Here is a 13,217-nt window from a genome sequence, read left to right on the forward strand (position 1 = left end):
GATCGGCTAATGGTTTCGCCTTCGGTGGCCACCTATTTGCGCAAGTATCTTTAACTTGCCGCGTGTTAACAAGAGTAAATTTGGTGGAGATTAACTACAATTCCTTTGCAACACATTTGCAGTTTTTTTTTGCAATAAAAAATAAGAGATTGATACTATGAAGTCTACTAGCATTGCAATGTTTTGGGATAAAATCACAGATGAGATTAGTATTGAAACGACTTTAGGGCACCCCTCCCAATGGAGGAAGAAAGAGATTGACACCTTTAATGGCCTATTCATTGACGAGGTCATTTTTCAATGTAAATCAGATAGCCGAAAAGCAATTTTGTGTAGTATTCCAAAAGTTCAAGGGAACTATATGTTTGATAGTATCAGTGTCAGTTATGACACCCTGAGAAGAGTATTAGTTAAGAAGAGTTCCCAAGGAACCCCAACCCTCAGAGAAATGTTTGCAATTTATATTGGTGAGCAAAGCGTTCACTCATTTATGGTAAAACATCAAATTTTGAAGCTTGATGTACCGACTACTATTGATCGAAAGAGCAGAAACCTTCAACAATTCAATGCTATCAATGCTAGTACAACAACACTCCTTATTGAGCATATTGAAGATGAATCGAAAAAAGTAATAGCCTCTAGTAACCTGTTCGATATAGCAAAGGAAAAAAAGTCAAAGAATTCACTGAATACGGAAGAGGTTATTGAACAAATGCAAGATAATTACCATCGCTTATCCAATGCACTTAGTCAACTTGAAGTATCAAGAGGTGTAGCAGCAGTAAAAAGGTATGACTACTCACTAGGGGCGGCACATTTTATAAAGTCCATATCATTAGATGATTCTCAGGAGTTGGCACACTTAGGCTTAGCGCTTTGTTATTTTGAGTTGAGAGATTATACAGAAATGCTTACCGTCCTTAATGAAGCAAAATGTAAGGATCAAAGATTTAAGCTAATTCTCACAGCATTAGCCTATTTCAATTCTGGAAAAAATAAGGACGCAATATATCTACTTCAAGAAAAAGTTACTGGTCTATCGAAAGAAGGACTGGTGAAGGCTGCACCAATCAGCATTACACTTGCTGTACTTCTAGCTAGTGAGTATAGACTAGAAGAAGCGTTACTAATACTTCGGACTACTAAAGCTGCGATCGAACTTTTGTCGACAGAATCCAGTGGCAGCTATTACTCTTGCCTCTTCAACTTAGCCAGAGTGTATGATCTTCAAGATAAAAGTAACGAAGCCGAAAGGCTTTATAAAAAATTATTAGATGCACCAAGAAGGTCATTAGAAATTGTGATATTTGAAAATTCACTTACTCGCTTGTTCTTCAGTAAACTATTGGCTCGTCATAAAAAAACAGAAGCAGCTATTGCTATTCTTGTACCAAACATTGATGCATTAACAGAACGTCCTCAATTACTTAATTCACCAATCTTTCTCTCGTCTCTTTATGACATGGCGAACCTACAACTTGCAAATGCTGATTACAAAGAATCAAAAAAACACTTTGATAAACTGTGGGAGGTTTTCTCCGTAATCTACGGGCGTGATAGTTTACAAGCTAAACTCGCCCTAAGCCATATTCAATTTCTCAAAGAGAAGCTTAGCTAAATGTTCGGCTATTAATTCGGTCAAATAATAATTTAATCATATCAACAAATCTAGCCTCATATTGAAAAGAACCAGTTCTGAGAAAATCTTCTGTACCCTCTACTTTTACTCGCAACTGTCGGTCATATTGTCGAACCAAAGAAGGTGTAGTAAAATCAGTAGGCGAATTCATTAATCCACAGATAGCCCCTTCTAAGGACAGTGATGAATCCATTGGATTATATTGCAGTGCCACATTAAAATTAGTTTTTATCAAATCACTTTTTGAGACTCCTTTCCTCTGGAGTAAGGTTCCTAACTCATTTTCAAAAATTTGACGGTACGACGTTATTAAGCGTTCTCTTATACTCAGAAGTTCTTCCAGTGAAAGCAGAAATTCTGAGGAGTTAATATCGCTGTTCTTTTGGACAGCTCGTTGTACTACCTGTTCATATTCTTCCATGAAGTCAGTTTCCAAAAGGGGTTTCCTAATTTGATTTAAGTCTTCAAAAGATAATAAATCTAGAACCTCTATTGGCAATTTAGGCTTGTTGATCGTCTCAAAAAACAACTCAAGAAATATCTTCCAAAAGATTTGTGTATCGGATAATATCGTTTCCCGATTCTTTATATCAGAGATGCTATAATCAATGTAATTTTCCTGAGGCAAAACGCTTTCACAATTAACTACTCTTGCTCCAGAAATCTGATAAAGTAAATCTCTAAAGTGCCGTATAATATTCCCTTCATGAACGGGCAAACCCTCTGCAATTTCTTCAATTAGCGGCTTGTCCAATACTTCGATTGAAGAAATTCGTAACAAAGTGGTCTCTAATTGTTGATGGCTTAACCCTTCCAAGTTCATACGGAGTACAGAATCCTTGTTACTTAGACCTTCCAGAAATTGAATTCTAAACCAGTCTGAATTGTCTTGCAATTCCCAACTCACAGCATGTGTATAGTATTCTTCATAAAATTGACGCATTTCTAGGAACTTTTCCTTGGAAACATTCTTAACTCTCTCTAGATAATAAAGGGGACTAGTCTTGTCTTTTCGGAGAGCAGGTATAAGAAGATTCTCTTGGAGAAGAATGGGGTTCTCTTTGAGGAACTCATATGCAAACGTAGTTGATGTCAGATTTGACGCAGCAGATACAACTGTACCTTTTATTAGGAAGAGGATTTTGAGATCGCGCTCAATATTTTTGCGCAAAATCATTTCATTAGCTGATTTTTTCACAATGTGTCTATCGAAACTTGTGAAATACGCTCTTGCGCCTTTAAGAGAAGAAGGGTCTATCAGAATCATAAGCTCGCTGTAGTGTTTCTGTAAAATAAGCTTTAAAATCATCAGAGTCTAAATGTACCCAATGCCCTGCATCTTTAAAATGATATACGTTTACATTTGGATACCTTCCAATTGCAACTCGGTGTTCTTGTCCAGGTGATGAATCACCATAAACGTAATCAAAGGGCAAATGTGATGACAATATTAGCGATTGTAGTTCTTCAAATCGTTTGTACACATCTGATTTAAGTTGAAGTAATGCCTGTTTGCTCGATCTCCGCACATTTTGAACATAAATTGGATGATAAAAATGCTTATTGTTCTTATCCCTAACCTGAAGATTTTTGTGCCCTTTCCCAATTGGAGGTTCCTGAATATAGGAGAAAAAATCAAAGTCCCCTTTAGTTATTGATGGTTCAATGGTAATTCGGTGTATAACTGAGATTTTCGACTCCATTGAGGCTAGAAGAACAAGCAAGCCTCCAAGAGAATGTCCTACAAGTATATTTACTGCTCGTCCTTCCAATTCTAACAACTCAGATAATGTATCTATACACTTATCCAAGTTAACGTTGTCGATTCCCGCATTTTGCCCGTGACCAAGTAAATCTATAGTAACACATCTATATCCTTGTTGGTGAGCAAGCTCCATCAACTCTCTAAAATGGTGATGGTCATCGCCATAACCATGCACAAAAAATACGGTAGGCTGTAAATGGTCTTGACTGACGACATAACGGCAATCTCTCATCTTGCGAGTAAGGAAACTAGGCTGTTTTGTATCCATTTTCTTTCTCCAAGTTTAAAGCGCATAAAATCAGCTACTTATGCAAGAATACGAGCTTTTTTATATCTGTGTACCTCCACCTGTCATTCTTGATAGTTACGAAATATACATAAAATCTAATTTCTTGCATCAAAATAACATTTGAGTAACAATAGTATGCAATCAGCTCTAAAACCTTGGCAGAACAATATTCTTTATACAATTCTACTAGTAGTACTGTACCCCTCAATAATACTAGCAGATATTGATATTAACGCTACTCCTAGTGGTTATGTCCCATGTCCATCAACCGTGTATGGCACGTGTACGAATTCTTCCTATTTAGGCAACACCGTTCAAATGGATTATTGGTACAATGATGGAGTGAACATCGTATTTAGAGTCCGTCTATGTAATTCAGGAACCTTTTCATCATCTGGTACCGCCTATCTAAAAGACGGAGACATATGCGGTACTATCGTTGATTCCCAAAGCTATCCTAGTGGTGCAAGTACAATATCACTAGAAGTTCCAATGAACTATTGGGTGTCAGGGGATAAAGACTTCACAATCACTCTCACTTCCTCAACGACTGATCGATTTAATGCCGGTACTATTACGATCACTAAAAGCTGTGAGGATTATCAGGTCTCGAACGTAACCTTAAGCGATAATCAAGTTTACCAAGGGCAACAAAATGTAACAGCTTCCTGCAATATTAGCAATATTGGAAATGAGCAAGGCGCCGATGATGTGACTTTATTTTGGTCAACGGATTCAAACTATGATCCGGGATCGGATGCAGATTTGGGTGATGAAAATTTCAATCTGCTTGGTGGACAAAGTACAACTCTGAGTCGAACTTTTGATGTTCCACCCACTATGCCGCCCGGAGGGTATTATATGGTTATGTATGCTGATGAAAATTTCAGCGATGAGGAATGTCAAGAATGGAATAATGGTAGTTTCAGCTATTTCCAAGTCTTAGCTGCTCCCGATCTAGAAATCACGGCGATAAATTCTGATGACATTCAATATTGCCAGGATGGTAGTCCATCTTTGATGTATACTGTCAGAAATACAGGAGAAGCTAACGCTCCAGCTTTTCATGTCGACTTTTACTTATCGAATAACCAGTCACTGGGTTCTTCCGATATTCATCTAGGGAGAGTAACATCACCATCTCTAGGTGATGGTGTTACCCAAACCCGAACGGCTAACAATTTATCTATACCAACTAGCACATCCCCAGGAGACTATTACATCCTAGCCGTCATTGATGATGATGAACTAATCCCTGAGCAATTTGAAAACAACAATCTATTTGCGACTAGCTATGAGATAGATGTTCTGCCAAGTCCAAATATTATTTACCCTAGTGAAGGAGACGTAATTTCATCACTTACTCCTACTTTTCAGTGGTCCAGTGTATCAGGAGCAACAGCGTACGCTATTATTGTTTTTTCCAGCACTAATAGCGTTATCTATTCTGCTAATGTTGGAAATACTACCTCATTTACGTTACCTACAAATATTTTGGATTACGATGAAGAGTACTCTTGGGTTGCGGGGGTATCAACAAGTGCTGGAATCTGTCCTTCTGATCGAATTTATTTTTCGGTGGGATGTAACGACTACTTCGAGCCCAATAACACTTTCAGCTCTCCTGACCTGTCAGCCTTCTCAACTTTTGGAAGCTCTCCAAGTGCAGAATCCATAAATGCATACATCACCTCAGAGAGCGATGTGGATTATTACTTAATCACTACCAGCAATTCTGGAATACTCAATATTACGTTAAGTAGTCTTTCCGAAAATTACGATCTAGAATTACACTATGGCGATTACTCTGACCTTATTAGTGCTTCCACGAATCTCGGTACGATAAGTGAAAATATTAACTATCAACACCCAGGTGGTACAAGTACATATTTAGTCAAAATCTATAGCTTCTTTGACGAATATGATTGTAGTGATAGTTATGACCTAACTATAGCATGGACCCCAACAGGCGACGGTGGCGGACTCGCTTTATTCCAGTCTATTAATACTTCGCCTTCCCCCATCGTATACAATCGTACAGGCTACTTCGCCACAAGGATTATTAACAATAACGGATTGACTTGGCAGGGTGATCTACGATTAGAACTACTTGATGAGCAAGGAAATGATCCTCCTTTAAACGTCATAGCAGAATATAATGACACCAGTATTCCTTCAGGTGGTACCGATACTCTATTCCACATAACTAATATGCCTGTCAGTACGCTTCCTGGTGACTATACTCTACGAGTTAGATATAGTGATGACAACGGTATCACCTGGAATACCGTTGGGAATGGAGGTTTTCCACAACCCCAACCCTTTAAAATTGTCTATTCACCAATTGCACTCAATACCGCTATTAGTGTTACACCAGCGACGGTCTATCAATATTCTCCCGCTGAATTTTCAGCTGAGATAATAAATTTTGGCAACACAGGATTTACAGACTCAATTGCGCTACAGCTTCTCAATGCCCAGCAAACCTATCTCACAAATCTTGATATTGATTATGTCTCGCTTGCATCGGATGACACTCATATACTTCAACTTCAGTCAAACAGTATCCAATCCGACCCTGGCACCTACTATGTACAAGTAGGTGCTTATATTGACGGAGTATGGAGAAAAGCTCACGAAGGCGCTTTCGTTAATCCCTTCCAATTCATCATTGCCGCACCACTCAACCAATTAAGCCTGACAACTCCTAATGGTGGAGAATCCTATACTGTTAACTCTACGATCACTATTACTTGGACCTCTACAGGGACTACTGGAAATATAAGTCTTGAATTAACCGATCCATTGGGAACTACTATTGATGTGATCGCAGATAATATTCCCAATACTGGTAGTTTTACCTACACCATACCTAACTGTTTACTGGCAGGTGATTATCGAATTGAACTCTATGAAACTGCCAACACGGTAAATAATGATATTTCCGATGGTGTATTTTCTATTTCTGGTCAAGGAGATTTTCCTTGTATTTGCTCAATTGACTCACCCAGCCTGGAAAATGGTGATGAAACAGAACTCGTAAACGCAGCTAACTTCCTCTGTAGTGAAGGGATCATCATCGAAGGAGATGGTAATACCCGCCCTTATGATAATATCACACGTGGGGAGCTAGCCCAAATTGTCTTCTTAGCACTTTTTGGAACTACCGAAGCACAGCCTTCCGATAACTTCCCATCACCATTCGGCGATTTACAGACCTCATCTGCTTGGTACTATCGTTTTGCAAAAACGCTTGCTTATCTCGATTACAATGATGGTACAAGTCCATTTGATCGCGAGTTTGACAACTTTCGTCCCTATGACCCTATTAACCGACAATATGTTGTAAAAGTCCTCTTGGAGGCATTCAACATTTCCGAAGATGGTTTGAATTTCAATCCTTACAGTGATGTAAATACGGGTACTGATAATTACTCACATATTGTTACAGCCTATGACCTTTGCCTTATTGGGAATCCACCTAATTTTCGACCAACAATTCCGGCTACTCGTGGAGAGGTGTTCCTAATGATATATCGGCTACTACAAACTTGTGCAAGTAATAATGTTGCAATTCCAACTCCTGCAAATGATGACTTCTTTTGCCCTGGAAACTATACACCTGAAAACCTTGCCCGGTCAATTGGTATGGCAGAGGGTAACTTCAACACCTATTCACACAACTCGTTTGCCATTCCCGGTGTAAAATTACCATTAGTGTTTGGCTTTCAGTATAATTCGTATTTAACCGAATTACCTGACGCTCTTTTTCCATTACGTCCACTTGGACATGGCTGGACGCACTCCTATGACAGCTATATCCTTCCGGTTCTGGGGTGGTCTGACGCTGCTGGTACAACTATCGAAGATCAGCTTATTCTTGCCTGGCCAACTGGCCAACGCGAAGTGTACTTCGATTCCGGTGGTAGCTACCCATACACTTGCACAGCAAGAACAGAAGGGACTTATAATACCCTAACTGTTCTTTCTACCTCCGTTATTGAAGTAAAAACGAAAGGGCAAACAGTATATCGTTACGAGAAAATGAGTGTCGGCAACGGTGGCGAAGAAGCCTACCTCCTGACCAGTATCATTGAGCGGAATGGACATACTATTTCGGTTGCTTATGAATTGGGAGAAGCTGGTGAACACCGAATTGCCACAGTAACCCGACAGTTGGGCAATAGTAACACTGTTCGTCGCCAATTCTCTTTCTCTTACAAAACTGGCACAAATTATCTGGAGTCCGTTAGCATTGAATTGCCTGGTATGACTGGCACCTCTATTTCTTTCTCCGTTGACAACGAAGGGGACTTACAAACATTCACAGACCGTCGTAGTAAGACTACGTCTTATGGTTATGCCCGTGACCTTGTACCCAATATGCCCGCCGATGAGTATGAACGAGTTAAGCATTTACTCTACACTGTGCAGCTTCCTAAAGGAAACACCATTACAAACAGTTATGATAAGCGGAAACTTAATGCTTCAGCAACCAATGGTGAACTACTTACTCAAATTGACATCAATTTTCAGTATCAGGATGAACTTCAACCGATCACATCTAACATCCAAACCATTAGTAATGAAAACAACAATGGCACTATCACCCAACAAATAAATGTTGATTTTGATAAAGGTAGCGGCTCTGCAACACGTGTAGTCTTAAATGGTGACGNNGACGTAACTGAATATCGTTTTGATGATAATCGACACCCTTATCATCCTACTCTTATAATTGATGATGGCCTGAAAACAGGCATTCAATACAACCAACTAGCAAGCCCTACTCGCATAAGTGATACGCTGACTCAAGAAGGTATTGTTTTTGACCATATTTTTGCTTACGATAATTATGAAAATGTAACGTCTTACACTAATCCCAAAGGAGACGTTATTACGAATAGTTTTGGAGGCTTTGCACCACAGGGACTTGTACAAAACGTCACCGATCAGGAAAATTATCAAACAGCCTATTCCTATTACCAAGCAAACGAAGGAGCATGGAAAGTAGGAGCACCTAAAACCGTTACCAGCCCTTTAGGCATTACACTCAATTACACCTACGATGCTTTTGGCAATCCTGACAAAGTTACTGCTCCTGGTAACATCGAAATAGATGTTAACCATGATCTATTTGGTCGACCCGAACAGTACACTAACCCTAATGGTCATCAATGGCAATATACTTATTACTCCAATGACATATTACGCCAGTCCATTAACCCGTATGGAGATGATGTAGAGAATTTTATTGATGATAACGGTAATATTATTGGTGTTGAAAATGAAGCCGATCAGACAACTTCTCTTGGGTATGATTTCGATACAGACCTACTTGAAAGCGTATCCTTTGGCCCTAATACAGAATCTTACACATACTATCAAGATGGTCGCCTAAAAACCATTGAAAAGCCCGACGGTACTATTATTACCATTAACTACTATAATAGTGGATATGGACTAGGGCAAGTTGAAAATGATGGTTTTGCTAGCTACACCTATGACAGTGAACTTCGCCTCAAAACAGTAACTAAAAATAATGGTTCTACTACGCATACCATTACTTATCATTATGATGGATTGGATCGAATCATTAGTTACGATTATACGGTTACTGGAAGCCCCAGCTATAGTTACACCATCGAATATCAGTATGACCTCAATAGCAATATCTCAACAATCAAATATCCGAATTTGGGAGGTAGTGGGACGCTAAATGTCCAATACCGTTATTACAAGAATGATTGGCTTAAGGAGGTAGAAGATTGGGAGGGTAAAATAACGCAGTATTTCTACCGTGCCGATGGGACTGTAGAATATGTTCTTCTTCCAAATGGAACGCGTTCCGATTACAGCTATGATTCGACCACCCAACGAATTTCAGGTATCAGTGACACTAAATCAAATGGAGAAGTAATCACTCAATACTCATTTGTATTAGATTCCATTGGTAACATTCGGCAAGAAACTCGAATAGAGCCACTAGATTTTCCACTTCTTCAGCCGCTACGGGATACCAGTAGCTACGACACCAATAATTTCATTCTGACCAAGAATGGTATCTCTCAGACAGTGGATGACAATGGGAACCTAACCAATGACGGTGAGCATACCTATTCCTGGGACAACCATGATTACCTAACGGGGCGAGATGGTGTTACCTACCGTTACGACGGACTTGGAATGCGTAGAGAACGTCTTGACAATGGCACTACTACTCGTTATGTTTTAGACATCATGGGTCTGGGCAATGTAATTGCCGAAACCGATGAGAACGGAACTCCAACAGCCTACTACATTCACGGAGCCGGACTCCTTTACCGTAAAAAACCGAACGGAGGAGGGTACGATGATCATTATTATCATTACAACTTCCAAGGGAGTACAGTAGCAATGACCGATGAGGCAGAGGCTATTACCCACAAGTACTCCTATAGTCCTTACGGTGTAATCTGGGAAAGTGATGTAACCGACTTCAATGCCTTCACCTTTAACGGGAAGCATGGAGTAATGATGGAAGATGAGGAGTTCTACTTCATGCGTCGTAGATTCTACAAGGCTGACGAAGGGCGGTTTATTTCACAAGACCCTGTATGGAGTACCAATCTATATGTGTTTGGGGGGAATAATCCGGTGATGAATATTGACCCTTCGGGAAGGTTTTGGGACATAATATTAGATGGATTATTTATTGTCATAGATATAGTAGACATAGGGTATCAATATGTTTCATATGGTGAAGTAGACCCCATCTCATATGCTTCCCTTTCTGCTGATGCTGGAGCTGCTTTAATACCAGGTGTGACAGGAGCTGGTCTTGCAGTAAGAGCTGGTAATACAACTATAAAAGCTACATCTACTGCCACAAAAGTATTAAAGACTGCTGGTAAGGTGAAAGTAGAAAATGCTAGAATTATTGATCGCGTTAATGGTATTGACGAAATACGAAATGTGGATGTTACTAACACAATAAATAGAATAAAGTCAGGCGGGAAAAATCCACACAAGAATGATGGAACAATATTTAAAAATCGAGAAAACCGACTTCCAACTCAGCAACCAGGATATTACAAAGAGTATGTGCACCCAACCAATGGTATTAAAGGAGCAGGAGCACAACGAATAATCAAAGGAAATGATGGAAGTATGTGGTACTCTCCCGATCATTACAGAACATTTATTCAAATCAAATGATAATGATACTATTTGACGTAAATACTTTTCGTGATACTGACTACAAAATAGTCTTGGTTTTAGAAATAGGTGCAAATCTTGATAAGGTTTACAATGAACTTGCGACTAAGTTAAAGTTCCCATCCTATTTTGGATTTAACCTTGACGCTCTTTATGATTGCTTGTCAGAATTACCTATTCGTTCGGAGTTTAACAATGCAAGCATTGCTGTATTACTAAGTAAAAAAAATGATGCTAAGGAAAATATATGGAAAGCATTTCTTGAAGTAATGACAGATGTAAGCGAAGAATTAGAAAAAGAGAAAAACATAAAATTTGACATATATGTTTCCTGATAAGTTAACAACTACATTAGTTTTTTCACTGACTCTTACTCTTTTAATTTCCAGTAATCTACCCGTTTTGGGTCAGTCTAGTGAAACTATAAGACTATACGATAATCTTAATAGATTAATCGTTACTGAAATACCTCCATGTATTAAAATTCAATGGTATTTTGACCAAACAGGCAACCGCCTCCTCCACGAAATTAAAGGAGGCACTAGTCTAACCGCCAAAGTTTATCTGCAAGGAGCATATAATACAGGCAACGGTTTGCTTAATGATAACATTAGAGAAGCAACGCTTATTCCTATCGAAGAACCCTATGCCAGTCTCGGCCTTTCCCACCTCCGTGATGGTGGTGGCGAGAAGACTGATTTTTCGGTATTCTCCACTACAGGAAATGATGCTGTTGTAGATTGGGTGTTCGTTGAACTCCGCGACAAAAATGATAACGAAACCGTTATCACTACTCGCTCTGCCTTGATACAAAGAGATGGTGACATTGTTGATTATGATGGTGTCTCGCCAGTCCGATTTATTAACACGTGTCCCGATGATTTTTACGTGGTGATTCGTCATCGTAATCACCTGGGTGTAATGACGAATGCGACGGTAGCACTTACAGAAACACCCACCACTGTGGTTGATTTTACCGACCCTTCTTTGCAGACTTGGGGAAGCCATGCCCAACGTGACGTAAACGGAATACGCATGATGTGGAGCGGTAATGGCAATGGAGATGACTTGGTTGTGTATCAAGGTGCAGGGACTGACATATCACCGATTACAGTAACTGTCTTTACTGATCCAAACAATGTACTTTTTGACTTCTCATTTCCATCGCCTGGATATGAGTTGAGTGACTACAACATGGATGGTGTGACTATCTACCAAGGTGCAAATACGGATGTTACCCCCATTACTCTTACCGTTTTTACACACCCACTCAATATTACATTCGACTTCTCATTTCCCGTACGGGAACAACTTCCTGAAAACTATTGATGATGAAAAATATTTTCCTTTTTTTCCTTTTTGTGCTTGGAATTAAGACAACTCAAGCACAGATATGTTATGATTTAAGCAGTGAGCAGGGACTTCAAATAACTGTACAAATCATAGCTGCTCGTTCGTACTCTAATTTGCCTGATAATTTATTCACCACCGGAGAGTTTACCCTTTCTTGGGATCAGTCCCTCGGAAATGATGTAATTCAGGGAATTGATGCGCCCTCGAATATGGCTTTTACCTATACCCCACTAGGAGGCCCGGCACCAACACTAAGTGGAGGGAGATATTATCAAAAATTTGGTTTCGCACAGCCCTCTGTGCAAACACTCACCGCTAACACCCCCGTAACAATTTTACAGATTGATGTAATTAGCTCACAAGCTGCTTCAGGTAGCTTCGAAATCATCCCAACTCCACCTGATGATGTGGTTGGCGGCGACAGTTCATTGAGTAATGCTTTTGGGGAACAGTATGATAACCACGGGTGTGATTTATTAGTCAGCAATGTCGTTCTCCCCCTAGACTTCTTCTCCTTCTATGCCACTGTCTGTAATGAATCTGCGTGTTTAACATGGACTACGGCTAATGAAGAAGGCGTAAGCCACTTTAACATTTTCCGATTGAACGGAACACAGTGGATAAATATCGGTAAAGAAAACGCAACCAATAAGCCCAATGCTTCTTACATATTCAAAGACAAAAATGTACTGCCAGGACAAACTTATATTTACCAGATCGTTGGTATTGACTATGACGGCTCCGAAACAATTTCCGAAAAGCGAAGTGTCACATTTAGTGCTCAATCTCCAATCAATGTGTATCCTAATCCCTGTACCACAGCAGTAACACTTACGGTTCCGCAAGACGTGTCGTTAAAAATATATAACTCCCAGGGTATCACTCAATTCAATTTCAACATGGGATCATCATCTACAATTACACTAGACTGTTCTTCCTGGCCAGCAGGAAATTATTCAGTTGCTGCTTATGAC

At 39.6% G+C, this 13,217-nt stretch carries 8 protein-coding genes; 6 read left to right on the forward strand and 2 right to left on the reverse strand.

Annotated elements, in window-relative coordinates; translation table 11 throughout:
• Positions 1-157: 157 nt before the first annotated feature.
• On the forward strand, positions 158-1,618 hold the full coding sequence (locus ACRBG0_RS20105; protein ID WP_431488642.1) for a tetratricopeptide repeat protein: 1,461 nt from the start codon (positions 158-160) through the stop codon (positions 1,616-1,618).
• On the opposite strand, the gene ACRBG0_RS20110 is transcribed toward ACRBG0_RS20105, so the two are convergent.
• Positions 1,611-2,906, reverse strand: coding sequence for a hypothetical protein (locus ACRBG0_RS20110; protein WP_431488643.1), 1,296 nt, complete (start codon positions 2,904-2,906; stop codon positions 1,611-1,613). The genes ACRBG0_RS20105 and ACRBG0_RS20110 overlap by 8 nt on opposite strands.
• Positions 2,878-3,672 carry an alpha/beta hydrolase gene (locus ACRBG0_RS20115; RefSeq protein WP_431488644.1) on the reverse strand — a complete coding sequence of 265 codons (795 nt, stop codon included), beginning with the start codon at positions 3,670-3,672 and terminating at the stop codon, positions 2,878-2,880. Before ACRBG0_RS20115 ends, ACRBG0_RS20110 begins: the two co-directional genes overlap by 29 nt.
• A gap of 888 nt (positions 3,673-4,560) precedes the next feature.
• On the opposite strand from ACRBG0_RS20115, the gene ACRBG0_RS20120 reads away from it, so the two are divergent.
• The 5 genes from ACRBG0_RS20120 to ACRBG0_RS20140 all read left to right on the forward strand — a co-directional run.
• On the forward strand, positions 4,561-8,371 hold a 3,811-nt coding region (locus ACRBG0_RS20120; RefSeq protein ID WP_431488649.1), incomplete at its 3' end, for a CARDB domain-containing protein.
• 1,718 nt (positions 8,372-10,089) lie between these two features.
• Complete coding sequence (locus tag ACRBG0_RS20125; protein ID WP_431488650.1) at positions 10,090-10,890, forward strand: RHS repeat-associated core domain-containing protein; 801 nt, start codon at positions 10,090-10,092, stop codon at positions 10,888-10,890.
• A 2-nt stretch (positions 10,891-10,892) separates the two neighbouring features.
• Positions 10,893-11,225, forward strand: coding sequence for a barstar family protein (locus tag ACRBG0_RS20130; protein WP_431488645.1), 333 nt, complete (start codon positions 10,893-10,895; stop codon positions 11,223-11,225).
• A complete protein-coding gene (locus tag ACRBG0_RS20135; RefSeq protein WP_431488646.1) occupies positions 11,215-12,219 on the forward strand; it encodes a hemagglutinin protein in 1,005 nt (334 codons plus the stop codon). Before ACRBG0_RS20130 ends, ACRBG0_RS20135 begins: the two co-directional genes overlap by 11 nt.
• A gap of 2 nt (positions 12,220-12,221) precedes the next feature.
• Positions 12,222-13,217, forward strand: a 996-nt coding sequence (locus ACRBG0_RS20140) for a hypothetical protein (protein WP_431488647.1), incomplete at its 3' end; no start/stop codon positions are given.

This window comes from Lewinella sp. (assembly GCF_050633125.1).
Lineage (GTDB): Bacteria > Bacteroidota > Bacteroidia > Chitinophagales > Saprospiraceae > Lewinella.

Bases quoted from the DNA above. Each gene is read 5' to 3' on its own strand.
- ACRBG0_RS20135 (WP_431488646.1), top strand. From the start codon at position 11,215: ATGTTTCCTGATAAGTTAACAACTACATTAGTTTTTTCACTGACTCTT.
- ACRBG0_RS20115 (WP_431488644.1), bottom strand. From the start codon at position 3,672: ATGGATACAAAACAGCCTAGTTTCCTTACTCGCAAGATGAGAGATTGC.
- ACRBG0_RS20125 (WP_431488650.1), top strand. From the start codon at position 10,090: ATGACCGATGAGGCAGAGGCTATTACCCACAAGTACTCCTATAGTCCT.
- ACRBG0_RS20130 (WP_431488645.1), top strand. From the start codon at position 10,893: ATGATACTATTTGACGTAAATACTTTTCGTGATACTGACTACAAAATA.
- ACRBG0_RS20110 (WP_431488643.1), bottom strand. From the start codon at position 2,906: ATGATTCTGATAGACCCTTCTTCTCTTAAAGGCGCAAGAGCGTATTTC.
- ACRBG0_RS20105 (WP_431488642.1), top strand. From the start codon at position 158: ATGAAGTCTACTAGCATTGCAATGTTTTGGGATAAAATCACAGATGAG.